This window comes from Bifidobacterium sp. wkB338 (assembly GCF_003688325.1).
Classification (GTDB): Bacteria; Actinomycetota; Actinomycetes; order Actinomycetales; family Bifidobacteriaceae; genus Bombiscardovia; species Bombiscardovia polysaccharolytica.
Genome location: NZ_NPOR01000022.1, coordinates 1 through 26040, shown reverse-complemented (window position 1 = coordinate 26040; position 26040 = coordinate 1). Strand labels below are relative to the sequence as shown.

Below are 26040 nucleotides of genomic sequence, written 5' to 3'. Positions count from 1 at the left end.
AGGGAAAAGAAAAACCCCGCATGGAGAGTCGTGCGGGGACCGGGTTTAGCTTTCCAGGAAGTCGGCTATGGCCTCGGCGGCCCGATAGCCCTTGTCGTACATGGCGTTGAGTCCCTTGAGCGACTTGCTCAGTGTGGTCAGCCCGCACAGGCTGTCCGGGGCCAGGATGAGCACCTGGCCCTCCTTTTCGGCCTGCTTGGCCAGGGCAACCTCGTCATTGTATGTGCGGTAGCGCTCCATCAGGCGCTCGCCGGCCGCTGGATAGGTCCTCGACAGGATCCGGGCCGGCAGGACATCCTTCTTCTGCTCGCGCAGAATATCCCTCTGGCGGGTCAGAACCAGAACGATGCGTTCATAGCCCTCGTCCATGGCCTTGCGGACCGGGACCGGGTCGGCGATGCCGCCATCCAGATAGGGCACTCCATTGATCATGTAGGGCTTGTTGGCCACCGGCACAGTGGACGAGGCCTTGAGGATGTCATAGTCGTCCTGAGCCAGGTCGGACTTGTCAAAGTAGACGGTGGATCCGTCAGTTGCCTTGCAGGCCACTACGGTGAACAGGGCCGGGTTGGCCTTCAGAGCCTGGTAATCCAGCGGGCATTCCCCATCGTGCGCCGAAAGTTTGCCGTAGACGTAGTCCAGGTCGACGAAGGTGTGCTTGGTCAGGAAGTTGCTCACGCTCGCATACTCCTTGCGGGAGGAGTAGACGGTGTAGAAGCGGTAGCAGCGTCTGAGCTGGCCCGACAGGAATGAAGCCAGATTGGCGCTGCCGGCCGAGACCCCATAGCAGTGATCGAAGGTGATGCCCTGCTCCATGCAGCGGTCGAAGACGCCGGCGCCGAAGATGGATCGGTAGCCGCCGCCTACGTCAATGACGGCTGTTCTTTTGCGTGCCATGAGCACCTCGATTCCTGACAGATATCCGAGCTTGTTGACAGCTTATGCGTGAACGTTGGACAAGCTGTTCAGGGGCGGCAGGAGGCCAGCAGTCGTTTGGACAAATCCAGCATAGCCGGTGAGGAATCAGAGTTGGCAATCTGTACTCTGCCGGGACCAGGGCCCTGGTTGAGAGCATCGTCCTGGGCCAGCAGATCCTTGAGGTGGCGGGCCGTTCCCGGGTTGCCGTCGATCAGTGCCAGGCTCGGCGGGCAAATGCGGGCGATGGACTGGCGGAAGAAAACGAAGTGGGTGCAGCCAAGGACCAAGGCATCCAGGGTCTGCAGATCGTAGGGGTCCAAGTAACGGTGCAGGGTGGCGTCGACCAGGGCCTGGTCATTCAACTTGTCAGACTCCACAATGGTCACCAGGTCTGGGCATGGCTGGGTGAGGATGGTGTGCCTGCCAGAAAATCGTGCCATCAGGCGTGAGAATTTGGCCTCCCTCAAGGTCAGCGGGGTTGCCGTGACCAGAACCCGTTGGGGTCGGCCTCCGCCTCGGGTGCAAGCCAGCTTCAGGGCCGGCTCCATGCCGATGACAGGAACCGAGTAGCGCTGGCGCATCTCATCCACACAGACGCTGGTGGCGGTGTTGCAGGCGATGACCATGGCCTTGACGCCCTGGTCCATGAACCGGTCGCCGATGACTTGGCAGCGATGGGCAATCTGGGCTGGCTCCTTGGTGCCGTAGGGGGCATAGGCGGAGTCACCGAAATAGAGCAGATTCTCTTGAGGCAGAAGCTTCTGGATGGCTGCGGTGACGCTCAGACCGCCGAGCCCGGAGTCGAAGATCCCGATCGGTGCATCTGATGCCATATGATCTGCTCCTTTCGCAGCCGAAGAACCAGCCTAGCCTGTCGCCGAAGGGCCGTACGCTACAAGCATGAGTATTCCCCGGACTGTTTACAAAATGCAAGCCACCGGCAACGATTTCGTGGTCTACGCCGATCCCCGGGGGGAACTGGAACCTACGGCCGACCAGGTGCGATGGCTGTGTGACCGGCATTTCGGGGTCGGAGCCGACGGGGTGATCCGGCTGGCCCACCCGGCTGATGTCAGCGACCTGAACCAGGAGCAGGTGGATGCCTGTGACCGTTTCGGCTGTCAGTGGTTCATGGACTACCGCAACGCGGACGGGTCACTGGCTCAGATGTGCGGCAACGGGACGCGGGCCGTCACCCTCTTCGCCCAGAAGCAGGGACTGACGCCGACCATGGAGGGATCGTCCTTCCTGCTGGGGACCCGGGCAGGGGTCAAGCGGATTGTCTCGCGCAGTCCGATGAAGTGCGATGGCGAGCATGTCTTCAAGGTCAAGGTCGGAGCTTGGCGGATGGGCCCGGTGGGGCAACAGCTGGTCGAAGGCGAGGTCCTAAGAGGCTCCGCTCCTGGCACCTTGGTGGATATGGGCAATCCCCATGCAGTCGTTCTGGCCTCAGCCGCTGCCGAAGTGGAGACCGGGGGACTGCCTGGGACCGTGACCGACCTGCTGTCCAGAGCTGATCTGCCTGACCTGGGCGATCTGGACCTGTCGGCTCCGCCGCGGGTCAGACCCGGGCTGGCTGAGGGACAGAATGTGGAATTCCTGCGTCTGGACGCCTTGGATGCCGATGATGGCAGTGGTCGGGCCAGCATGAGGGTCTATGAGCGTGGCGTAGGCGAGACCTTGTCCTGCGGGACCGGTTTGTGCGCCAGCGGAGTGCTGCTTCGAGCTTTGACCGGGGTCGATCACTGGACCATTCAGGTAGGTGGAGGCAGTCTGAAAGTGGACGTGGATCCGAAGGATGTGTGGCTGACAGGACCGGCCAGAATGGTGGCCCGTCTGACGTTGGAGAATATTCCCGGTTGCTGATCAGCCGAAGAGGGCGGATCCTTCCACGGCCAGAACGATGGTTGCCAGGGCGACCAGCCAAATCAGGTCGACCATCAGATCGAAGTGCCGCTGGTAGTAGGTCTGCAGCCATTTTGGCCTCTTGCGCGGCAGACCCTGCTGGACGACCGTGGCGTGACTGAAGGCCATGAACTGCAAGCTGGTGGCGAAGGTCATGACCAGGCACCAGGGGCAGAGGGCGTGGATGACGAAGAGTGACTGGGTGAACAGCCAGAGCGCATAGGCCAGGGCGGCAAGCGAGGCGAACCATGTTCCTGCCGCCAGCAGCGCCGGCATCTTGATCCGGCAGAGGCCTACTACGGCCAGTGTCAGGAAGACGGACTCGGCTATCAACCCCAGAAAGGCATTAGGGATCGGCAGGGTGCCCAGGCGAATCAGTTCGGCCTGGGGGGACTGGGCCACGGCTGAGCAGGAGACCACCGAGTTAATGTCACAGCTGAGCTGGCCCTGAGGGTGGCGTGCCAATTGCAGGGTTTCCGCTGACAGGACCAGGCTGGCGTAGAGGGTTGCGAGCGAGGCCAGGGCGGCAATCAGATAGCTGGAGAAGGATCTGGCGCCCTGCTGCAGTGTGACAGAAGAGGTCGGTTCACTCATGGGGTCCATCACCTCAATGGTCGGGAGGTTTCTCTGGGACAGTAACTTGTTCACGAGTTTAGGATGGAGGCATGACGCATGAGGATACTGCCATGGCCTCCGGCTGGGATCTGCACTGCCACACCGTGTTCTCCGACGGCACCGTGACGCCCAGGGGGATGGTTGAGCAGGCGCAGCAGCTGGGTCTGGAAGGTCTGGCCATCACCGACCATGACACCAATGCGGGCTGGGGTCAGGCTCGTCAGGCGGCCCAGGACTTGGGGATGCCCCTGTTGCCAGGCACTGAAATCACCGCGCAGGATGGCCGTGTATCGGTTCATATGCTGGCCTATCTTTACGACCCTGAGGATCCGGTCATCGCCGGGCTTTTCGCCAAGACCAGGGATGCCAGGCTGACCAGAACCAGGACTATGGTTGAGCGGATTTCACGGGATTACCCGATCACCTGGCAGGAGGTGCTGGACCAGGTCAAGGAGGGTTCAAAGACCACGGTGGGTCGTCCGCACATCGCCGATGCCCTGGTCAAGGCCGGTGTCTACTCCGACCGGAGCCAGGCCTTCGCCGGGGTTTGCTCCTCCAGCAGCCCTTACTACCTGCCTACGCCTTCGCCGACCACCCACCAGGTGCTGGCAGCTGTAAACCATGCAGGCGGTGTCTTGGTCATTGCTCACCCCGGTGCTGTCAGCCGCAATCCTGTTCTGCTCTCCGACCAGCAGATCGCTGCATTGGCTAGGGAGGGGCTGGGAGGCCTCGAGGTCTGGCACCGGGACAATCCGCCCGAGCAGCGTCGACGACTGCTGGCTCTGGCCCAGCGCTGGGGGCTTCTGGTGACTGGAGGATCGGACTGGCACGGACAAGGCAAGCCAAATCGCATGGGGGAGAACAGCACTAGTGAACAGGTGGTGGCCCAAATCGTGGACAGGGCCAAAGGAAGCTGTCCGGTGGCCTGGAAAGGTTAGCGGATACAGATAGGGGGCGGCCGGACCAGAAGGATACGGTCGCCCCCGTCAGGCGAGCACAGCCTCAGTCGGAGGAGTCTCCCAGGACACCGAAGCCCACAGGATGGGTGGTGTCGGAACCGACCACTGCATAGCCCAAGGACTCCTTGGGGACGATGATGTGCCGACCTTTGTCGTCCACCAGATCGATGGGTCCGCCCTCGTTCAGGGCCCGGGCGATGTGGGCCGCCACCTCGTCCGCCTTGGCGTTGGTGCTGAAGTTGACCGTGCGGGCCACATTCTTGATGCCAAATTCGATATCCATTGCTACCTCCAAGGTTTTTCTCCGTCGCCCAGACCTGCCGGTCCACGGATCTTCCGGTCTCATTATTCGCTGACCCGGGTGATTACGCTCTAAGCGTCCCCGTGATGCTCCTCCTGGGCAGAGCCGGTCTCCGGCGGCGATGCCGATGTCTGTCCCTCTGCAGTGAGCGTGGGAATCTGTTCGGGCAGGGGCTTTTTGGGAATGACGATGGTCTCGGCCTGATTGCTTGGAAGGGTTTGAGCTGACGATGCATCATGCGGTTGGGAAGCGTTCTCTCCCGCTTCAGTGGCATTCGAAGGCTGATTGTTCCCGGACGGGTCTGCGGACGGAACGCTCATTGCAGCCTGCGGTTTTGCTTCGCCATTTGTATCCTCGTCGCCGGTGACCGGATTGCCGATGCCGCGGAAGTGATCGCTCAGGCCTGATTCCTCTTCCTGGGGGACGGAAGCAACAGCTGGTGGCTCGGGTTGGGCGGCGGTGCCAAGGTCTGTGTTCTGGGCCTGCTTGATGGGCTTATTCCTGGCATCGGAGTGGTCCATGACGGTCTGGGCCAGAGCCAGGTCAGCCATTTCCACCCTGTTGATGGCGATGGTGGCCGAGCTTTCATCCGACGTTTCTGTCGAGGCGGAGGCCGGCTCTGGCGTCGGATTCTCCTGTGGCTTGGTTGCAGAGGGGTCTTCAGCCTTATCGTCGCCCAACAGAGTGCCAACAGTGATGGTGGAGGGTGCGCCAGCGGGTGACGGACTTGGCGTCTGCTGCTGGCGACGGGCGCGCTGGTCCTGCTCATGATCGCCAAGCTGCTGAGCCAGGCGCTCAACTTGGGCCTTGAATTGGATGATACGTTCGTTGTCTGCATGATCGAGAGCGGTGATGAACTCGCCCACCTGCTCCATTTGCAGCCAGAGATTGGCTCGGAGCATGATCAGGTCATCCAGCCGGGCCCCCATCATCCTGCCGTAGGCTGCAATGACGGCGTTGCGACGGGACCCGTCCAGCTTGGCGAAGATCCAGGCCAAATCACGAGCTGGATCGTTGACCTGCATGTTCTGCCAGCCGTAGACCCCGCTGAGTCCGGAGCCTGAATAGAGCAGATCGCCGTCGGAGAAGCCTCCGTGCACGGTGCAAGTTTCAAAGGACCAGAGTCCGTCGGTTGCCACAATGGAAGCCCATGAATCAGTGATTTCCTTGGGCACATGGCCGTCCATGCGCAGCCGTTTGATCCATCCGCGCAGTTGGGCTGCGATCTGGGCAGTGGAGAAGGCTGGATAGCCGTGGGTTTTCAGAAAATCAGGGCGCACCCGATGGATGGCGCCGATGGCTGTGCCTGCGGCGGTGCATTCGTTCATGGTCAGCAGGTGGAGAGGACGGATTCGGCCTGGGCAGTGGGTCATAACGGCAACAGCTGTGGTGCCGGTCGGACTGTCGACCCTCTCGCCGGGCTGGTAGGCCAGGATGCGTTCGACCCGGAAGCCCATGGCCGCCATCTCCTTGGCATCGGCCAGGGCCTGAGCCGCCTTGACGCGAGCGGCCAGCCGGCGTTTGCCGGCCTCTGAACTGGTGGCCCAGACGTCGTAGACGTTGCCGGTCGCGTCCTGGACCACGGCACAATCCACGCCCTGTGCACGGTCCAGGCTGCTGAGCTGGTCGCAGTCCCGCGCGCCGGTCATGGGCACCTCGGGCATGGCGGCCGACGCCAGGGCGGCCAGGGTCAGCTTCGTTCGTTCACTCACACTCTCAAGGATAATACAAAGGACTGTTGTGGACGCGGTTGTCCACTTGACCACATGGGCACGCCGCCGCTGGTTCCGGTATTGGCCTTTGACACAATGGGGGTATGCATGAGGATGAGGAACGACTGCTGGAGGGTCTGGATCCCGCCCAGCGGCAGGCGGCCACCGTGCTAGACGGGCCTGTGCGGATCGTAGCAGGGGCCGGGGCTGGCAAGACCAGAACCATAACCCGGCGGATGGCCTATGCCTGCGCCAGCGGTAGCTGGGAGCCATCCAGAACCTTGGCAGTGACTTTTTCGGTCCGTGCTGCGGCCGAGATGCGTGATCGTTTGACCAAGCTTGGCGTGTCGTCCTCCCTGCAGGCGGCGACCTTCCATTCGGCGGCCCTGCACCAGCTCAGGCGTGTCTGGCCGCAGGTCAGTGAGACCTACCCTCCCGATCTGATTGAAGATGTGGGCCTCCTGGTGTCCTCCGCCTACCAGCGGGTCTGCGGGCAGGAGGCCGACCCGGGCCAGGTCAGGGACCTGACTGCTGAAATCAACTGGGCCAAGGTGGGGCTGATTGCCCCCCAGGACTATGTTCGGGTCTGCTCGGCCAGTCACCGTCTGCCGCCGGCCGGTCTGGAGGCTGATCGGATGGCCGACTTGTACACGGTCTTCGAGAGCTCCAAGGCCGCCCACAACCAGATGGACTTCAACGATATTCTCCTGCTGGTTTGCCACATTTTGGAAGATGATGGCCAGGCTGCTGCAGATATTCGAAACCAAATCGGCTGGCTGACCGTGGACGAGTACCAGGATGTCTCGCCCCTGCAGCACCGGCTGCTTAAACTCTGGCTCAACGGCAGGCAGAACCTCTGCGTGGTGGGGGACCCGGCCCAGACCATCTACTCATTCGCGGGGGCCACCTCCTATTACCTGCTGAACTTCCCCCAGGAATTCCCGGGCATTAAGGCTGATCTGGACTTGTCCACCGACTATCGGTCCACGGGAAGGGTGGTCCATTACGCCAACGGCATTCTGGCGCGCTCGCCGGTGCGTGGCGACTATCTGAAGCTGACCTCAGCCCGTCAGGAGGGCAGCAGGGTCGTGATGACCCGTTATGAGGACGATGGTGATGAGGCTGGAGCCGTCGCCTCCCGTATATCTTCAATGATTCGGAAGGGGGCCCGGCCCGGCCAGTTTGCAATCCTGACGCGGATCAATGCCCAGCAGACCCTGATCTGCCGCGCCCTGCACGAACGTGGAATCGGCTACCGGGTGCGCACGGAGTCAGGCTGGCAGAACCAGTCGGTCGATCTGAGCAAGCAGGATGTGCTGGAGCAGCTGGAGGGTGGCATGAGCCAGGGGAGGGTCACGGTCTCCACCATTCATGCCGCCAAAGGATTGGAGTTCGCCCATGTCTTCATCGTGGGCTGTGCCGAGGGGCTGATTCCCTTTGGTTCACCACCGGAAGGGGATGCCCTGGAGGAGGAGCGTCGCCTCATGTATGTAGGGGTGACCCGGGCCGAGGACACCCTCCACCTTTCCTACGCGGAGCACAAGGACGGCAACGCCTTCGTCCGACGCGCCCCCAGCCGGTTCATTCACCGCTGAGTGCTACCGATTCGGCCCCCGGAACTCAGGCCTGGTTGCTGTCTGAATCGCCTTTGTCTGAGTCATCCTGGCCGGTACTGCCGTTGTCGGTGTCCTTGGAATCCTTGCCGACACTCTTTTGGTTGCCTGGGGCCTCATGGTCCGAAGGTTCCTGATTATTTGAAATGTCGGAATCAGAAGCTTCGGAGTTGGCGGAAGCGGTCGAATCGGCAGAGGAATCTTTCTCTTCGGCATTCAATAGCTTGTCCAGCTCGGCATCCCAGTCCACCGAGGTAGCGGAAGTGGCGGTTTTCTGCTCGGATTGCCCGTCTGCAGAGGTCGACGCCCCACCTTGGCCGCCTTCGTCCTTGACAGGCAGGGAGGGTAGTAGATCAGGATGGGACCAGTGGCTGTCACGGCCCTGGACTCCCTCCTCGGCGGTGATGCGTTCCCAGAGGTCGGCGGCCTCACGTAGCTGCTTGGGGTGAAGATGCAGGCCCAGCAGCGACTCGAAGGTCTGTTCGGCCGGCCCACCCACGGCGCGCTCGCGTCGGGTCATCTCCCGCAGCTGCTCCAAATGGGGCAGGTGGGCCATACCGGCGTTCCAGACCACGCAATCTACCCAGCCGTCGACTAGTGCCAGCAGGTCGCCCAGGCTGTGCAGGGCCTCCTTCTGCTCAGGGGTGTCCTCGATGCCGACATTGCTGAGGTTGATGGCGCCAGCGATGGATTCGGGGTTGATTTGCTCAGCATCGCGCAGCTGGTCTTCCACAGCGTCCAAGTCGATGGAGACTCCACGGGCATACTTGCCAATCAGGGCCTCGAAGCGTGGCATCAGCCAGGGGACGGCGGCGTAGAGCCGGGCATGGGCGGCTTCCTTGAGGGCCATGTAGCGGGTGACCTCGTCCAGATCCAGCTCCAGGGATTTGGCGTAGACCTTGATGTTCTGCGGTATGAGGGCTCCAGCTGGGTTCTTCAGCAGCGGGATGCCTTGGTCGAATCCTCCGCGGACCTCCTTGGCCAGCTCGCCAGCGGCCTGCCCCAGCTGCATGGCGAATGAGGTGTTCCCCAGTAGCTTCATCAGCGTGGTCGGATCCTTGAGATTGTCGGGAAGGGGGATGGGCACAGGTCCAGCGAACATTCCTGAAATCTCGCCTTGGTCGAAGCCATGGAAGCGTTGGCTTATGACGGAGGTCAAGGCCTCGCTGACCGCCTGGGCCACTGGCGAGGCGAACTGAACCCAGGCGTCTATGCTGCCCTCGATCCATCCGGCACGGGTCAGTGCTTCGGTTTGGCCTGGGGCGGGGTCAAAGGCACAGACGGTGTCTAGCCAAAGGTTGGCTTCGCTCATGACTCGGGCCACCCGGTCGCTGTCCTCTGCTGTGACAGTGGTATCAGACTGGTCGGCCCTGGTGCGTCCCAAGGCGATGTTCTTGGCCAGTGCAACATTGATGGGCCCCTGGTCGGCCTGGGCCTGCATGTCGGCCGGGGTATTCAGCCCTCCGGCAGTGAAGGCTTGGATCAGGGCCTGGACCTCGGCGGGTTTGGGTAGCTGATCGGCTCCCTGGGCCGCCATTTGGGAGCGGATGGACTCAGGCAGCTGAGAGAACTGACTCCAGGCCAGCTCGCCCTGCACCGGGCCGAAGCACTCGATGAGCCATTGGTGGATTGCATTCTCGTCCATTGCTTTGTTTCCAGTCCTCGCCAAGGCAGGTCGTCCGCCATCAAGGTTGGCGCCTGCCGGGATTATCGTCTTCATCAACCATAATATTGGAGCTATGACACTTCCGCATGGGAAATCGGATCACTGCGCCACAGGCGCACCCGAAAGGCGAATCGGGACGTTTGGCGGACCCACCCGGAAAATGCTGGTCGGCGGTCTTTTGATCATTTTGGCCCTCTTGGTGCTTTTCCTCCCTTCGCCTTATACCATCGAGACACCGGGCCCTACCCAGGATGTACTGGGAAGTTCAAAAGGCTCACCGGTCATCAAGGTGAAAGGCGGTCAGGTCCACCATGACAAGGGCCGTTTGCTGATGACCACGGTCAATGCCCGCGGAATCCCCGGCTATCCGGCCTCCAATCTGGATGCCTTGGTGGGCTGGGTCGACCCCCACGCCACGGTGCTTCCCCAAGAGGCCGTGGTGCCTCCCGGGCAGAGCGTTGAGGAATACAAGCGCCAGGAGCAGGGCGACATGCACGGCTCCCAGAAGGCCGCCTCGGCCCAGGCTCTGGCCTTCCTCAAGGCCCGAGGATATGACGTCTCAGGCCTGCAGTTCAGCATGAGGGTGGCCGACATCGGCGGTCCTTCTGCCGGGCTCATGTACACTCTGGGGGCCATCGACAAGATCACCCCTGAGCAGGAAACCGGCGGTCTGACCATCGCCGGAACCGGCACCATCGACCAAAAGGGACGGGTCGGTGCCATCGGTGGAATCCAACTGAAGATGCTGGGCGCCAAGCGGGACGGCGCCACCTGGTTCTTGGCACCTGCGGCCAACTGCTCACAAGTAGCAGGCCATGTGCCACGAGGGCTGCGCGATGTGCGGGTGTCCACCTTGGACGAGGCCTACAAGGCCCTGGTGGCCATTGGCCATGGCCAGGGGGAGGGGTTGCCCCACTGCACAGCCACCAAGGGCAAATAAGACGAGGCCGGTCCAATTGGTGAATTCCGGCAGTCTTGTTATGCTGAAGCCGTGGCTGAGACTACAACCTATACAGCGGAAGAGTTCGGTTTCCATCCCGGCGATATCGTTCAGGAATGGATGTGGGACGATGATGTCGACGACGGGATCCGGACCAGGATTGAGGATCTGACCGGCGAAGAGCTGGTGGACGAGGACTATGACGCAGCCGTGGATGGGGTCATCATCTGGTGGCGGGACGGCGATGCCGAGGACGATTTGGCGGATACCATCATGGATGCCTCGGCCATGGTCAACAAGGGTGCGCCTTTCTGGGTGCTGACCCCGAAACCAGGCAGACCAGGGGCATCGGCGCCAGGGGTCGTCTCCAATGCGGCCAAGACCGCGGGCATGAATGCCCTGATGCCCACCACCGTCAGCAAGGATTGGAACGCCACTCAGCTGCGAGCCTTCGGCAAGGGCAAGTAAGACTTCTGGCTGTACCGGCGCTTGCGGCGGCCAGGCATATCGCATAAGCGCCAATGAACGAGGTGGTGGGCAACGGGATTGACCGATGTCCACCACCTCGTTGTCATTCATTAGGAATTTCCGAAGGAATCCGGAAGGCCAATGAACTTTATTGCTTGCCCTTATTAGCAATGGCAGGAGCCACTGTCGTGGCCTTGTTCTGATATTCGGCCAGCAGGGTGCGCGAGCGTATGTCGCAGAGGTTGGCCACCAGAGCCATAAGCAGGATGACCAGGCCCACTAGGAAGATCCAATGCAGGCCGTCGAAGACGATGGTGCGGGCTGGGCCGAGTAGGCGGGAGGGGATGCTCCCTGCCGTAGCCGGGTTGATCATGCTGTTCATCATGTCCTCAGTCAGTCCCTTATGCTGAGGCACCTCGCGGGCGATAACCGTGTTCATGACGATGCCGAAGATGGAGACCATCAGGGTTTGTCCTAGGGAACGGGCCAGGGTGTTGAAGCTGGTCGAGGCGCCCACGTCGCCTGCGGGCACCACGCTCTGGGCGGTGATGGTTGAGGTGGTGATGGTCAGGCCGAAGCCGAAGCCGACCACGGCCGAGATGACCAGAAAGACCCAGTAGGCGGTGGCCTGGGGAACGGCTATATAGCAGATGCAGGCCGTCAGGATGAAGGCCAGGCCGATGTTGGTGGCTCGGTGTGGCGGATGGTGCATGGTCAGCGGTCCAGCCAGGTAGGCGCCCAGGAGCCAGAGAATGGAGGATGGAGTGACCACAAAGCCGCCCAGGGAGGGGTTCATCCCCAGCACGGATTGCATCCAGATGGGCATGTAAGTGTCGAAGCCCATGAGGAATCCGGCCACCAGGAGCATGCAGATGTTCTGGATGACGAAGGTCCTGATGCGGAAGAGTCGCAGGGGCAGGATGGGATCCTCCTGGTGGCCCTCCACATGAAGCAACAGGGCAAAGGTGACCACGGTGCCGGCAGCCAGGATCAGGGTGATACGCACATCGCCCGCCGAACCCAGGCTCTGCAGGCAGAGCATGAGGCAGATCAGGCAGATGCTGAGCAGTCCGATGCCCAAGTAGTCGACGCGGGTTTCACGCGCTTGGATATGCTCGCTCAGGAAAAGCTGGATCATGATGATGACCAGCAGTCCGATGGGCACATTGATGGCGAAGACCCAGTGCCAGCTTATTTGCTGGACGATGAAGCCTCCCAGCAGAGGGGCGATGATGGAGGCGATGCCCCAAGCCGATCCGTTCAGGCCGATCATCCCCGCTCGCTTGTCCAGTGGATAGATGTCTGCCAGAACCGTGTAGGTCAGCGGCTGGATGGCACCTGCCCCCAGGCCCTGCAGAAAACGGGCGCCGATCAGCTGGGGCATGGACTGGGACAGGGCGCACAGGGTGGACCCGATCACGAAGACCAGCAGACCGATGGTCAGCAACGGCTTACGGCCAAAGCGGTCTGAAAGCTTGCCGTAGATGGGCGTGGTAACCGCCGTCATGAGCAGATAGATGGAGTAGACCCAGTTCATGATGGACAGCCCATGCAGGTCCCCGATGATGGTGGGCATGGCGGTGGAGACGATGGTCCCCTCAATAGCCGTCATAAAGGTGGCAATGAAGACCGCCACCGTCACCAGGGTGCGATTGGTCTTCCTGCCACTGCCTGTATCGACTGTCTGTGACAATCCGAACCCCCTGTCGTAAGGTGTGTTGCTCTTGTTTGCGGACAATGGCCGCGAATTCCTAGTGGATTATAGCCGCACCGTGCGGCCTTGTCACCGTGTATTCTGGTAAGTCTGGTAAGGTGGTGTGCTGGTCCCGTGGCTCAGTTGGTTAGAGCGCCACCTTTACACGGTGGATGTCCCCGGTTCGAGTCCGGGCGGGACCACAGGGGTCATTAGGGGGCGTGCCCGAAGTCGAGTCTTAACGCTCACGTAGAATCGATGCACGACGATCGTTGACAAGAAAGGTCAGGAGGTCGATGCCTGATGTCAGCTAAGCCTGATGCCCGTGGAACCGAGGCGACCATCGCGCGCTCGGGCAAGCGCAAGTGGGGATATGACACCAAGCAGGTGGATGCCTTCCTGGAGCGGGCGCACTCACTTTATGAGAGCCAGGACCCTGATTTGACCCAGGAGGAGATAGCCAATGCCTCCTTTGACCTATGCAAGAACGGCTATATCATCACCCAGGTAGATGCTGCCCTCTCCCGACTGGAAAGGGTGATTTCCGACAGGCAGACCAGTCTGGAGATAGCACGGGTGGGCGTGGATGGTTGGACGACCAGGATGGTCAGTCTGCAATCAGAGCTGACTGCTCATGCCGGCAGACCCGCGGGCAGCGTCTTCAAGCGCGGGGACGCTGGTATGCCCTCATACGACTGCAAGCAGGTGGAGCGGCTGATCGAGCAGGTTCTCAACAAGACTTCTGACCAGCTCAACCTGCAGGAGGGTCGGAAGACGGACTCGGGCAAGTCGAAGAACACCGACATCACAGCTGACCGTGTCTCCAATGTCATCTTCACTCAGCGGCGAGGGTCCAAGGGTTATGACGAGCGTCAGGTGGACTTCTTCCTGGCCAAGGCAGTTGAGCTCCTGGAGCAGCTTGAGTCCTTTGCGCGGGTTAGCGAAAGGGCAAAGAGAGCCAGCGAGAGTTCAACGGCGCCCGCTGCTGTTCCTGCGCAGCCGCAGCTTCCGGTGCAGGACTCTTCAGCTTCCGGCGTTCAGCCACTGATCGGACAGAGCCAGGCACCGGCATGGAGCACTCCCAGTGCCTCCGCTCTTGCGGGTGACCAGAGCAGTCAGGATGATTTCGCTCAACTGCACCAGGCAGAGCGGGCCATCTTCGAGGCTCCGGCCGCCAGCACGAAGACGACACCTACGACGCCGACGGCGCAGCCCAACAGTTCTCTGAGTGCTCTGGCTTCGGCGGTCAACCAGCGGCTTGCCCAGGAAGGCGCTGGGGCAGCCGTAGGTGCTGGCGCCACAGCTGTCGGTGCAAGGGGTGTTGATACACCATCTTCGGTAGCGGCGGCGGCAGCTCCTGCTTCTTCTTCTGCGAGGTCGGCCTCATCGTCCGGATTCAGCGGTGGATCTGCTGTTGCCCCTGCCAATCCCGCAGTCTCCGGTCAACAGGAATCGGTCATGCCCGCTTCGGTGCCGCCAGCGGCTACAGACCCGGCATCTGCACCAGCCCGTACCACTCCTGCGGCACCTGCGTCGGCTGTACAATCAGTGCCGTTCAGCTCTGCGGCACCTTCTTCCTCTTCTCCAGCACTGCAGACTCCAGAGCCGACGGTATTCCACCAGACCGAATCGGCACCTGTCGCTTCCGCCCCCTCCACCTCGGCTGGGACTGCGTTCGTCCCCTCCGCAAGGCCAGAATCGCCAGCGTCTGCCTCGGCAGGTGCTGACGCTGCCGCTTCGTCTACACCAAGTGCCGCCTCGGTTATCTCTTCGCCATTCGTCGATGGCCATCTGGGCGCGGGCGGACCCTTGGGCAGTTATGAGGAACCGGCACCAGCAGCGCCTGAGACCCGTGAACGTCCCTGGGCAGAAACAGCCGGAAGCAGCACGGATACGCCCGACTGGGCCAAGCCCCGGTATTCGCAAAACACGCGTGGGAATAAACAGGACCAAGATCCGGATTCTTATCTGGCCTCCCTGCTCAATCAGGATCTGCCCAAGATGGATCTGGACATCCCCGATATTTCTTTCCCCGCCTTCGGTGACGCGGGAGAGCAGGATAAAGGCGGTCGATGAGTCATCTTGCAGTGATGAGTGAAGGTAGGCAGGCCGATTTGTTGGCCGGTAGTGAACGCACCTTGGCAGACTGGTCGCCCAGGGATGATGACCAGGAGCCTCGTAGCCTGGTCATCCTGGGATCCACAGGGTCCATCGGCACGCAGGCTCTGGATCTAATCAGTCGTCATAGGGATCGGTTCCAGGTGACTGGATTGGCCGCTGGCGGCGCGCATGTCGAGCTTCTGGCCCGCCAGGCCCGCGATTTTGGCGTGACTCGTCTGGCTCTGGCCGACAAGGCCCAGGTTCCGGCTCTGCAGCGGGCTCTCGAAGCCATTGGATTGACTGGCATCCAGGTAGAGGGAGGCATGGAGGCGGTTCAGGCTCTGGCCGGTTCTGGCAGTGATCTGGTCCTCAACGGCATCACTGGATCTGTCGGTCTGCGTCCATCCATTGCGGCCCTGCAGGCCGGATCCCAACTGGCTCTGGCCAACAAGGAGTCCGTAGTGGCCGGAGGCCATCTGCTCTTTGACGCCGAGATACGGCCGGGCCAGATCAACCCGGTCGACTCCGAGCATTCAGCCATCTGGCAATCCCTGCGTTCGGGGCAGCATGGAGAGGTGGCCCGTCTGGTGGTCACTGCCTCAGGAGGTCCCTTCCGGGGTTGGAGCCGTCAAGCCATGCGTGAGGTCACCCCTGAACAGGCCTTGAACCATCCGACCTGGTCCATGGGTCCGGTGGTCACCATCAACTCCTCCACCATGGTCAACAAGGGTCTGGAGGTCATCGAGGCCAGCAGGCTCTTCCGCATCGAGCCCGAGCGGATCACTGTGGTGGTCCACCCCCAGTCCGTGGTCCACTCCATGGTCCAGTTCCAGGACGGGGCCACCATAAGCCAGGCTTCGCCTCCTGACATGCGTCTGCCCATTGCCTTGGGCCTGTCGGCGCCCGCCCGTCTTGACAATGTGGCTGCGGCCTGCGACTGGTCCAAGGCCAGCACTTGGACTTTCGAGCCGCTGGATGACGAGGCCTTCCCGGCGGTAAACCTGGCCAGGCGGGCTCTGGGAAGCTGCGAGCCCATGACTGCGGTCTTCAATGCCGCCAACGAGCAGGCGGTCCGGGCCTTCCTGAATCACCAGCTGCCTTACCTGGACATCGTCAAAACCATTCGTTCTGTCATGGACGCCATGGAAACGCATCTTCCGGGAACATTCACATCCGTGGAGGTAATGGAGCAAGTCGAGCATGAGGCACGCCAAAGGGCCGATGCTTTGATAGACATGACAGCGTGAGTAGCATTCTCAAGACCGAACAGTCAACATCCTCCCAAGGGTTCCGCAAGACAGGCGAGCAGGCCATCAGTCAGACTCCGCTGCATCCTCGTCGCCGTTCCCGTCGGATCATGGTGGGGCCTGTGCCGGTCGGCGGGGGTGCCCCAATTTCGGTGCAGTCCATGACCAACACGGTCACCGCTGACATCAATGCGACCTTGCAGCAGATCGCCGAGTTGGCCGCCGCCGGCTGCGATATCGTACGAGTGGCCGTGCCCAGTCAGGATGATGCCGACGCGCTTCCCATCATTGCGAAGAAGTCGCCCATCCCGGTCATCGCCGACATCCACTTCCAGAGCAAGTACGTTTTCCAGGCCATCGATGCGGGCTGCGCAGCCGTCAGGGTCAATCCGGGCAACATCCGCAAGTTCGACCAGGTCGGTCCAGATATCTGCAAGGCTGCTACGGATGCGGGCATCTCCCTGCGCATCGGAGTCAACGCCGGCAGCCTGGACAAGGACATCTACGCCCGCTACGGCGGCCCCACCCCTGAGGCCCTGGTGGCCTCGGCCTTGAAAGAGGCCCACATGTTCGAGGACGTGGGCTTCCACGACTTCAAGATCTCCGTCAAGCACCACGATCCCGTTACCACAGTCCAGACCTACAGGCTCCTGGCATCCAAGGGCGACTGGCCCCTGCACCTGGGCGTGACCGAGGCCGGACCATCCTGGCAGGGGACCATCAAGTCCTGCCTGGCCTTCGGCGCGCTCCTGGCTGAGGGCATCGGCGACACCATCAGGGTATCCCTGTCCGCACCGCCTGTGGAAGAGGTCAAGGTGGGCTGCAAGATTTTGGAATATCTGGGACTGCGCCAGCGCCACTTCGACATCATTTCCTGCCCCTCATGCGGCAGAGCCCAGGTGGATGTGATTGAGCTGGCCAAGGAAGTGACCGAGGGTCTCAAGGACATCACCGCCCCCATCCGGGTGGCTGTCATGGGTTGCATCGTCAACGGCCCAGGTGAAGCCAGGGAGGCTGACCTTGGGGTGGCTTCGGGCAACGGCAAGGGCCAGATCATCATCAAGGGCAAGGTGGTTCAGACAGTGCCTGAGGATCAGATCGTCCCCACCCTGCTGGAACGGGCCAAGGAAATCGCTGCCCAGATGGATGCCAAGGCGGCGGTCCAGGGTGAAACCCTGCCGGAGGTAGGTCCCATGGTGGTTCCGGTCACCGGCCGTGCCAGCTGAGCGCGTAAGCACCATCCTCGCCACCGGTTACAATGGCCGTCGTGTCCCAAGAGGTTGAGCGTTCCCTCCCCGCGAGCCGGTGGAGCAGGGTCAGGCGGCTGATGACCAGTCTGCCTGTCTTCGTCATCCTCATGGGTCTGCTGGCCTCTGTTTCCCATCTGACTGCCGTCCCCTGGAAATACGAACCAGTGGATCAGAATTTTCCCACGCTGACGCCGGACACTGCGGTCACCTTCGACTGGCCTGCCGGGGTTGCCAGGGATACCGTTGGGCAGTACCAGGTCGAATCCCGCCACCAGGAACTGAGCGTGGAGAGGCCCGCCACAGGTGAGCACCAACGTATCCGAATACTGATTCGCACTCCTCAAGGGGCTTCAGGCCATAGGCCGGCTGTAGTTTTCATGCACGGCGCCGGTTACGGCACCTGCGACAATTCCTTCGGAGACGTAGCCCGGACCCTGGCCTCTGCTGGCTTCGTCACTGCCGTGCTGGACAAGCCGGTCTGGTCCACCACGGATGCTGACCGGGATTATCCAGCCTCAGCCAGCGCCTACGAGCGGGTTGCCAATCTGCTGCGCGACCGGGATGATGTGGATGCATCCAAGATAGGCATTTATGCCACCAGCGAGAGCACCTGGATTGCCGCCATGTTGCTGACCATGGACCACAGGATCGCCTTCCAGATCCTGCTGAGTCCCATGGTCTATTCACCACGGCATGCCATGGGCTTCTTCGTGGCCCAGGACTTCGCCATTGCCGGAGCTAACCAGGGCTATCAGTCGGTGGTCCGTCGGCTCTTCAGCACTGATGCCACCCTCTTGGGCCTGAACAATCTGGACATTGACCCTACCGACCGCTACACCTATGCCATTCCCACCCTGCTGGCCTACGGGGCCAAGGATGTCATGACTGCCCAGGTGGAAGGGGTGCAACGCGTGCTCTCCCAGGCCCACGCCTCCGGCAATGAGAACGTAACTGTGCGGTCCTACCCCGTCTCCAACCATGTGCTGCGGCTGGGGGATGAGGCCCAGACCGGCACGCCCCTGGCCGACCACTACCAGCAGGACATGATTGACTGGGCGGTTGGTCAGGTCCATGGCCTGCATCAGACCAGTCCCAGTGTGGGTGGGGCCACCATCCACCAGTCCATTGCCGTGCCTACTGACCTGCGGGGGCGGCGCTCGCTGACCATCTATATGCTGGTCCTGCATATGCTGACCCTGGTTCTTTTGCTGGCGTCCCTGATCATGGCAGCGGTGGCAGGTCTGATGAAATTGTTCCGTCTGCGCCGACGCAAGGACCCGGTGCTGGGCTTCAGCCATGGTTTCGGCGGCACCTTGGTCACTATAACTGGCACCACCCTGGCTACCCTGGTCCTTTTCGGAGCTGGTCTGGGTCAGGTCATCATGGCCGTGGTACGCCTGGGCTGGGGTGGCGTGCCCGACCAGGCGGGGGTCAGCTACTGGAGCTGGCCGGTCATCCAGGTGGTCTGCGCACTGGTCATCTGGGCCTGGTCGCGCACCTTCGCCCGCATGGTTGAAGTAGCCTCCCTGAGGGGACTGAACCGGCTGCCCGACCAGGTCCGCACAAGCAAGGCCGGCGGCCCCACTTTGCGCCAGCAGATGCGCAACATGGATCCCAGGCCTGTTTTGGCTTCCACCCGCTTCGGCGTTGCCCTCTTCATCGTCACCACCCTGGCCATGTTCGGAGTCCTGCTGATCTTCGCTTTTTGGGGCCTGTTCATCTACCAATGAAAGGACGGGACCGTCGTGGCCATCTATCGTGACGAGGGCCTGGTCCTCAGAACGGTCAAACTGGGCGAGGCCGACCGCATCGTCACCATTCTGACCAGGGGGCACGGCAAGGTCAGGGCCGTGGCCAAGGGGGTGCGACGGACCAAGTCCCGCTTTGGTGCGCGGCTGGAGCCCTTCATGCGTGACGATCTGCTCATCTCCCGTGGCCGCAACCTGGACATCGTCTCACAGGCGGTCTGCATAGCCCCTTATGCGGATGCCATATGCGCCGACTACGACCTCTACGCCAACGGGGGCGTCATGCTTGAGACCGCCGACAAGATCGTGGTGGGTGAGCACGAGCCGGCCCCGGAGCAATACCGTCTGCTGGTCTCCGCCTTGGCCAGCCTGGCAGGTCATCGACATGACCCCCGTGACATCGGCGCCTCCTACCTGCTGCGCTCCCTGGCGTTGGCGGGCTGGCGTCCCCGGCTGGATTCCTGCATCGTCTGCGGACGGACAGACCAGCTGACCCACTTTTCTGTGCCCGGCGGCGGGGTGGTCTGCAGTCGGGACAGGCCTACTGACGCCGTGGCGGTGGATCCCGCCACCCTGGCCCGCTTCCGGGCACTGAGCAGCGGGGATTGGTCCAAGCTGGACGGCAAGGGCTCAACCCCCCTCTGCGATGGTCTTGTCGAGAAATGGGGCGAATATTACCTGGAGCGGCCCATCAGGTCCTTGCGGCTATTAGATTCTTAAAACATGAGCTTTGACCCTGTCGACTACACCTCCCTGGATGTACCTGCAGCCCCCTTCTCCGACCCAGGACGAATCCCACAATTTCCCGAGGGTTCAGTCCCGCGTCATCTGGGTGTGATCATGGACGGGAATGGCCGCTGGGCCAAGCAGAGGGGCATGGAGCGCACCCAGGGTCATCGGGCCGCCGAGCCGGTGGTCTTTGATACCATAGCCGGGGCCATTGAGGCTGGGGTTCGATACCTGAGCCTGTACACCTTCTCTACAGAAAACTGGAAGCGCTCGCCGGCCGAAGTCCGCTTCCTGATGGGCTTCTCCCGAGACATCATCCACCGTCGGGTGGCCCAGATGGATGATTGGGGAGTGCGCGTGCGCTGGGCGGGCCGTCGGCCCCGGCTCTGGAAGTCGGTCATTGACGAGCTGGAGGCGGCCATGGAGCGCACCCGGCACAACACCAGGATCGATGTGATCTTCTGCATCAACTACGGTGGCAGGGCTGAGCTGGCCGATGCAGCCACCGACATCGCCCGGGAGGTGGCGGCCGGGCAGATCAAAGGTTCCAAGGTGACCGAAAAGATGATCGCCCAGCACCTCTACAACCCCGACATACCGGACTGTGACCTGGTTCTGCGCACCTCGGGGGAGCAGCGCACCTCCAACTTCCTGCCCTGGCAGGCTGCATACGCGGAGTTGGATTTCGTGCCTGAGCTCTTCCCCGACTGCGGGCGGGAGGTGCTCTGGCGGGCCATTGACGATTACATCCACAGGGACAGGCGCTTCGGTGGCGTAGAGAATGCCTGAGAAAACAAGGCCTCACAATTTGTGAAGTTAACCATAGTCGTCCAAATTTACATGTCTGAACACTCTTGCAATGCCCTTGAAAGGTAGTCTGTGTCTTATCGCAGCGGAGCAATCCATATCCGCTGTGGAAATCAGGGCAGCAAACGAAGCAAGGGAGTGACAGGCGTGGACGACAAGCAACGCATCATGCAGATCATCGAAGATAAGTCACAGGAGTTCATCGAGGCCGCCGACCATATTTGGGGTACCCCCGAGACAAGGTTTGCCGTGAAGGAGTCGGTCCAGCAGCACTACAAGGTTTTGGAGCAGGAGGGCTTTGACATCGAGAAGGGCGTGGGCCATATGGACTATGCCTACGTGGCGACCTGGGGCTCGGGCCGTCCGGTGATAGGCATCACCGGCGAATACGACGCCCTGGGGGGTCTCAGCCAGGTGGCTGATTTGGGCGAGCACAAGCCCTTGGTCGAAGGCGGCAACGGGCAAGGCTGCGGCCACAACATTCTGGGTATGGCAGCAGTCGCGGCCGGAGTCGGGATCAAGACCTTCATGGAGGAGAAGGGGCTCAAGGGGACCATCAAGGTCTTCGGCTGCCCTGCTGAGGAGTCGGGCTACGGCAAGGCTTTCATGGCCAGGGACGGGGTCTTCGACGGGCTGGATCTGGCTCTGTCCTGGCACCCCTCGGATGTGACCCAGGCCTGGGGCTCCTCCAGCCTGGCGGTCCTGCAGGCCTACTTCGACTTCACCGGTGTGCCGGCGCACGCGGCTGCGGCCCCTGAGCTGGGCCGGAGCGCCTTGGATGCCGCGGAGCTGATGAACGTGGGAGTGCAGTTCCTGCGTGAGCACATGATCGATGAGGCCCGTGTGCACTACGCCTTTATCGACGCAGGCGGCGAGTCAGCCAATGTGGTGCAGTCCCATGCGCGGCTCTACTATTTCGTGCGCGCTCCCAGGATGGATCAGGCTCAGGATCTGTTCAAGCGTGTGGAGAAGATCGCCCAGGGTGCAGCCCTGATGACCGAGACCCAGGTCAAGGAAGAGTTCGACGCGGCCTGCTACAACTTCATCCCCAACCATCCGCTGACCGAGGCTATAGACAGGAACCTGGACATCGTTGGCCCCCTGCCTCTGGACCAGCAGGAGCTGGACTATGAGCGCCGCTACACCGACACGGTCCCTGAGGCCGGCAAGCAGCGGGTGCTCAGCCGCACCAAGGCCGCCTTCCCTGATCTTCCGGATGAGGAAGTCAGGAAGATGGCCGAGTCCACTATGGCCTTGAAGAAGTATCCACTGGCCTTCACCGATACGGCATCGGGGTCCACAGACGTCGGCGATGTCAGCTGGCAGACACCCACCGCCCAGTTCAGCGGCGGCTTCGAGCCTCAGGGTACCTCAGCTCATTCCTGGCAGTGGGCGGCCAACGGCAAGTCCTCGGTGGCCCACAAGGGTCTGCTTGCGGCAGGTAAGACCCTGGCTCTGACTGCTTATGATGCATTTACCAACCCGGACCTGGTCAAGGCTGCCAAGGAGGACTTCGACAAGACATTCGCCGGCCAGGAGTACAAGGTCGTCATCCCTGACGATGTGATGCCCCACTGACCTACTATTCAGCTGTCGCCGTGCCCTGTGATCCCTGTGGATTACATCGCCCGGCGGCTGTCGGCTTCGACTGAAGGATGACAGACCAATGGCAATCAAGCAATCCTCAAAAACGGCGAGCGGAACGCTGATCTTCTCCCTGATGGCCGGTTACTCGATCGTGTACATGGACAAGAACATGATCTCGACCGCCATCATCCCCATCTCCGAGCAGTTCCACCTTGACTCGGGGCAGACAGGCATCATCATGTCGGCCTTCTTCCTGGGCTACTCGCTCATGCAGATTCCCAGCGGTTGGCTGGCCGACCGGCTTGGGGCCAAGCGTGTGCTGATGGCCTCCATGATCATCATCGGCCTGTTCAGCTACCTGTTTGGCCTGGCCAATGGTCTGGTCTTCTTCATCATCGTCCGGTTCTTCGCTGGCATGGGCCATGGTGGCTATCCGCCCTCCTGCTCCAAGTCGATTGCGGAGAACTTCCCCCAGGAACGGCGCACCTTCGTCCAGTCGCTGATCCTGTCGACCTCGGGCATCGGCGGCATTCTGGCCTTCGTTCTGGGCGCTAATCTAGTTGCGATCAACTGGCATCTGGCCTACGCCGTGCTGGGCACCCTCTATCTGCTGGCCTTTGTCTGCATCCTGATCTTCGTGCCCTCCCAGCCTCGCCAGCCCGAAGTCGACCAGAAGCCGGGAGCCAAGGGGGCAGGGTTCCTCGAGGTCTTGAAGAATCGGAACGTGCTGGTCCTCTTCGTGGCCATGCTGCTGCTGAACATCCTCCTGTACGGCAATATCTCCTGGATGCCCACCTTCATCAAAAACACCTTTGGACTCTCGATCGGTCAGGCGGGCATCCTGCTGGCGGTCAATGCGGTATTCACGACCGTCGCCACCATCTATGCCGGTCAGTTGCTCTCGAAGCTCTTCCTGGGCAGGGAGAAGGTGGCCATCCTGGGCGCCGGGGTAATCAGTGCCGTCCTGGTTGTCTGCTTTGTCTTCTCGCGTAACATCTGGCTCTCCCTCCTGCTGCTGATCCTGGTCTCCTGCGTTTCTGTGGTGGCCTTCACCGGCATCTTCACTTGGCCCCACAAGATCATGGACCCGCACATCATCGGCTCTGCCATAGGCATCATCAACACCGGCGGCACCTTGGGTGGATTCCTGGCTCCCATGATCATCGGCTACTTGGTCAAGGCAGCCGGCGGCTCCTTCGTTGGAGCCTTCCTCTTCATGGGTGCGGCAGCCATCGTCTCGGGGCTGATGGCTCTGCTGGTTAAGGTCGGCAAATAAAGCCGAAGCCGACTAGACTGAAAACGGTATTCAAAAGGAAACCGTTTCTGCAAGGCATTGGTTTAACAAGATGTGCACGGGTTGACTTCATTTCTGTCTCGTTGAAAGTGAAATGGAGCCAACCCATGTCACTGTTAGTTCAGGCGGCTAGCCAGCAGATTGGCCGTGTCAAGAGTTGGTTATGAAGTGTCAGGATGGATGCCCTTCAGATAACTACACAACTCCTGGACTGCCAACTCCATCCTTGTCATTCCTATTTCTAGATCATTGCCAGCTATCGTCGTATGAGACCTTGCCAGTCCATGGAGAATCATTGAGATTGAAATCGGCGTCTCTGTAAGGCTGAACCACCTTTCATTAACCATCTAGACCATTGTCGCGGAGTGTAAAAACCTGGCACTGGTTTATAACCATGTTGCCCCCCGAGCTGGTCAAAATTAGACTTCTTGGACCTTCGTTGGGGAAGCTGTAAGAGGACAAGACTGCCTCGCCTTGATTGGCATAAACCTCAATGGAGCCTCTGTCCACATAGACACGAAGGCTCAGCTCATTTTCCACTGCATCGAGTTCGACAATCCTGCTACTCCTGTCGCCATTACCCCCCCTAGACCTGTCAAGGATAAGCTGATGAGTTTCTTTATCGTAGGTCAGTAAAACATAAGACCCATCGGCAGTCGCATGGATCTTCAGGCCTGCTTGTTCGAAATTAGAGGTTTCGAGATCTATTTCCATGATGATCTCACCTGCTTTTAAGTCTTCGCAGAGTGTGATTTCCGGTTCAGGCTGTACCAACAGTGAGCCTGCTTGGAGTTCATTCTCTCGAAGTTCTGCCATTTCGGACACAGGCAGAGTGCATACATTACCTTTTGAATCTAGTCTGACCTCCCGTGGGATGGTTAATTGTCCGTTCCATCCATCTTCAATCGTTGGCATGGAGGAAGAATCAGGTTTCATCCACCCGTACATAATTCGCCGTCCATCCGGAGCCATAAAGGACTGGGGGGCGTAAAAATTGTGTCCGTGATCCCACTTTCTTAGGCTTGTCTTGGATTGGAATCCGGTTTCAGGACTGAAGTCACCTACCATGTAGCCAGCGACCACATTGGTTTCTGCATCGGGGTCTTGTGGATCACGCCTCATCTCCGATAAGCAGAGCACCCAGACGGTATCACCTTTTGCATTCTTCAGAGGAAAGAGATCTGGACATTCCACCATGAAGACATCAGGATTCTTATCTTCAAAGATGACTTTGAGGAAAGTCCATGAAATCATGTCTCTGGAGGAGTAGAGCCATATCTGCCCCTTCTGCTGAGCTGTTCCGACACCGTGGATCATATACCAGATCCCGTCTTGTTTCCAGACTTTGGGGTCGCGAAAATCATCCATTCGTTGGTTTTGAGGTGGGGCAATAATCCGTCCCAGTTTTTCAAAGTGTACAGCATTTGAATCCAGAGCTCGGGCCATCATTTGCACTTGAGTCTGCCCAGCTCGGCTGTTATTTGGATCCAACCACCGTTGACCGGTGTAGTAGACGCAGAGATTACCGTTATCATCCACAACAGCCGAACCGGAAAAGACTCCATCTCTGTCATCACCCTCACCTGGGGCAAGGGCCACACGTTCTCTTCGCCAAGTCACCATGTCAGAAGAGGAGACATGACCCCAGTACATAGGTCCCCAGACAGGTTCGTATGGATTGAGCTGATAGTAGACGTGCCAGCGACCATGATAGTAGCTCAGTCCGTTGGGATCGTTAATCCAGCCGCTCTGGGAAGCGATGTGGAAAAGGGGGTACCATCGGTCACGGCGACTGACCCTACCCCTTCTCAGATGTTGCTCTGCTCTGTTTATAGCTTTTTCGGAATCATCTGGGCAGGTGCGGTCGAGGCTGTCTGTCTTCATATTTCTTTCTCCTAGTTTGATTCTTTCTGAACTGAGCGGGTTTTAGGCGAATATCACCCCTTGACGCCTGTAGCTGCGATCGAGGAGACAAATTGCCGTTGGAATATGACGAAGACAGCAATGATTGGGAGTGTAATCAGTGAACTGTAGGCCATTATTTGTCCCCAAGAAGTGGTCATTTGTTGAAAATACTGCACGCCAATCATAACTGGACGGTTATTTTCAGACTGGACTACCATAAGTGGCCATAGATACTGGTTCCACATAGGCAGGAAGCTGAGGATGACGACAGTAGCCGTTGCTGGACCTGATAGGGGCATGACTATTCGAGAGTAGATACGGAACCACCCAGCGCCGTCCACCTTGGCGGCCTCATCCAAATCCTTGGGAATAGTCTCGAAGTATTGGATGTAAAGATACACTGAGAAAGCGTTGGCAATGAACGGGATGATTTGAATGGTCAGTGTATCCATCCATCCTCTTGTGAAGTACAACCCAAACTGGTCGATTGCTGGCCTCGGCAACTGGTTGATCCACCATAGTAGGGGAATAGCGTAAGTCTCGAAGGGGACCATCAAGGTAGCCAGTATAAAAGTAAAAATAA

The 26040-nt window shown here is 60.4% G+C and carries 22 protein-coding genes and 1 tRNA gene; 14 read left to right on the top strand and 9 right to left on the bottom strand.

Features of this window, described 5'->3' with window-relative positions:
* Positions 1-45: 45 nt before the first annotated feature.
* Entirely contained in the window at positions 46-897 is an 852-nt protein-coding gene (locus tag CI603_RS04785; RefSeq protein ID WP_121913250.1) for a patatin family protein, read from the bottom strand.
* Positions 898-965: 68 nt separating this feature from the next.
* Positions 966-1751 (bottom strand): glutamate racemase, encoded by a 786-nt coding sequence (gene murI / locus CI603_RS04780; protein ID WP_121913249.1) that lies wholly within the window; start codon positions 1749-1751, stop codon positions 966-968.
* A gap of 67 nt (positions 1752-1818) precedes the next feature.
* On the opposite strand from murI, the gene dapF reads away from it, so the two are divergent.
* A complete protein-coding gene (gene dapF, locus CI603_RS04775) occupies positions 1819-2784 on the top strand; it encodes a diaminopimelate epimerase (RefSeq protein ID WP_121913248.1) in 966 nt (321 codons plus the stop codon).
* On the opposite strand, the gene CI603_RS04770 is transcribed toward dapF, so the two are convergent.
* A complete protein-coding gene (locus CI603_RS04770) occupies positions 2785-3417 on the bottom strand; it encodes a vitamin K epoxide reductase family protein (protein WP_121913285.1) in 633 nt (210 codons plus the stop codon).
* Between the two features lie 71 nt (positions 3418-3488).
* Here CI603_RS04770 and CI603_RS04765 point away from each other — a divergent pair, with 71 nt between their 5' ends.
* Complete coding sequence (locus CI603_RS04765) at positions 3489-4376, top strand: PHP domain-containing protein (protein WP_121913247.1); 888 nt, start codon at positions 3489-3491, stop codon at positions 4374-4376.
* A gap of 64 nt (positions 4377-4440) precedes the next feature.
* Here the strand turns inward: CI603_RS04765 and CI603_RS04760 are convergent, their stop codons facing one another.
* Positions 4441-4680 (bottom strand): DUF3107 domain-containing protein, encoded by a 240-nt coding sequence (locus CI603_RS04760; RefSeq protein WP_121913246.1) that lies wholly within the window; start codon positions 4678-4680, stop codon positions 4441-4443.
* A gap of 89 nt (positions 4681-4769) precedes the next feature.
* The gene (locus tag CI603_RS04755) at positions 4770-6410 is read right to left on the bottom strand and encodes a phosphotransferase family protein (protein ID WP_121913245.1); all 1641 of its coding nucleotides are present in this window, start codon (positions 6408-6410) and stop codon (positions 4770-4772) included.
* 104 nt (positions 6411-6514) lie between these two features.
* On the opposite strand from CI603_RS04755, the gene CI603_RS04750 reads away from it, so the two are divergent.
* Positions 6515-8005: an ATP-dependent helicase gene (locus tag CI603_RS04750; protein ID WP_183122246.1), complete on the top strand. Its 1491-nt coding sequence runs from the start codon at positions 6515-6517 to the stop codon at positions 8003-8005.
* Positions 8006-8030: 25 nt separating this feature from the next.
* On the opposite strand, the gene CI603_RS04745 is transcribed toward CI603_RS04750, so the two are convergent.
* A complete protein-coding gene (locus tag CI603_RS04745) occupies positions 8031-9668 on the bottom strand; it encodes a zinc-dependent metalloprotease (protein WP_121913244.1) in 1638 nt (545 codons plus the stop codon).
* A 94-nt stretch (positions 9669-9762) separates the two neighbouring features.
* Here CI603_RS04745 and CI603_RS04740 point away from each other — a divergent pair, with 94 nt between their 5' ends.
* The gene (locus CI603_RS04740; protein WP_121913243.1) at positions 9763-10629 is read left to right on the top strand and encodes a S16 family serine protease; all 867 of its coding nucleotides are present in this window, start codon (positions 9763-9765) and stop codon (positions 10627-10629) included.
* 51 nt (positions 10630-10680) lie between these two features.
* On the top strand, positions 10681-11097 hold the full coding sequence (locus CI603_RS04735; protein WP_024627263.1) for a DUF3052 domain-containing protein: 417 nt from the start codon (positions 10681-10683) through the stop codon (positions 11095-11097).
* A 148-nt stretch (positions 11098-11245) separates the two neighbouring features.
* Here CI603_RS04735 and CI603_RS04730 read toward each other — a convergent pair whose 3' ends face one another.
* A complete protein-coding gene (locus tag CI603_RS04730) occupies positions 11246-12835 on the bottom strand; it encodes an MDR family MFS transporter (protein WP_259465475.1) in 1590 nt (529 codons plus the stop codon).
* Between the two features lie 84 nt (positions 12836-12919).
* On the opposite strand from CI603_RS04730, the gene CI603_RS04725 reads away from it, so the two are divergent.
* From CI603_RS04725 to CI603_RS04685, 9 genes are all read left to right on the top strand, one after another.
* Positions 12920-12993: transfer RNA gene (locus tag CI603_RS04725), tRNA-Val, on the top strand.
* 100 nt (positions 12994-13093) lie between these two features.
* Positions 13094-14866 (top strand): DivIVA domain-containing protein, encoded by a 1773-nt coding sequence (locus tag CI603_RS04720; RefSeq protein ID WP_121913242.1) that lies wholly within the window; start codon positions 13094-13096, stop codon positions 14864-14866.
* Complete coding sequence (gene dxr / locus CI603_RS04715) at positions 14863-16137, top strand: 1-deoxy-D-xylulose-5-phosphate reductoisomerase (RefSeq protein WP_259465474.1); 1275 nt, start codon at positions 14863-14865, stop codon at positions 16135-16137. The genes CI603_RS04720 and dxr overlap by 4 nt, the downstream gene beginning before the upstream one ends.
* Positions 16134-17363, top strand: a complete 1230-nt coding sequence (gene ispG / locus CI603_RS04710; protein WP_176694635.1) for a flavodoxin-dependent (E)-4-hydroxy-3-methylbut-2-enyl-diphosphate synthase — start codon at positions 16134-16136, stop codon at positions 17361-17363. Before dxr ends, ispG begins: the two co-directional genes overlap by 4 nt.
* A gap of 101 nt (positions 17364-17464) precedes the next feature.
* Positions 17465-19117 (top strand): alpha/beta hydrolase, encoded by a 1653-nt coding sequence (locus tag CI603_RS04705; RefSeq protein WP_121913241.1) that lies wholly within the window; start codon positions 17465-17467, stop codon positions 19115-19117.
* Positions 19118-19132: 15 nt separating this feature from the next.
* Positions 19133-19855 carry a DNA repair protein RecO gene (gene recO, locus CI603_RS04700; protein ID WP_121913240.1) on the top strand — a complete coding sequence of 241 codons (723 nt, stop codon included), beginning with the start codon at positions 19133-19135 and terminating at the stop codon, positions 19853-19855.
* Between the two features lie 3 nt (positions 19856-19858).
* A complete protein-coding gene (locus CI603_RS04695) occupies positions 19859-20653 on the top strand; it encodes an isoprenyl transferase (RefSeq protein ID WP_110412563.1) in 795 nt (264 codons plus the stop codon).
* A gap of 165 nt (positions 20654-20818) precedes the next feature.
* Positions 20819-22249, top strand: coding sequence for an amidohydrolase (locus CI603_RS04690; RefSeq protein WP_121913281.1), 1431 nt, complete (start codon positions 20819-20821; stop codon positions 22247-22249).
* An 88-nt stretch (positions 22250-22337) separates the two neighbouring features.
* Positions 22338-23534: an MFS transporter gene (locus CI603_RS04685; RefSeq protein ID WP_121913239.1), complete on the top strand. Its 1197-nt coding sequence runs from the start codon at positions 22338-22340 to the stop codon at positions 23532-23534.
* Positions 23535-23891: 357 nt separating this feature from the next.
* Here CI603_RS04685 and CI603_RS04680 read toward each other — a convergent pair whose 3' ends face one another.
* Together CI603_RS04680 and CI603_RS04675 are read right to left on the bottom strand one after the other, a co-directional pair.
* Entirely contained in the window at positions 23892-25436 is a 1545-nt protein-coding gene (locus CI603_RS04680) for a sucrose-6-phosphate hydrolase (protein ID WP_121913238.1), read from the bottom strand.
* Positions 25437-25489: 53 nt separating this feature from the next.
* A partial coding sequence (locus CI603_RS04675) for a carbohydrate ABC transporter permease (RefSeq protein WP_147438283.1) occupies positions 25490-26040 on the bottom strand: 551 nt, incomplete at its 5' end.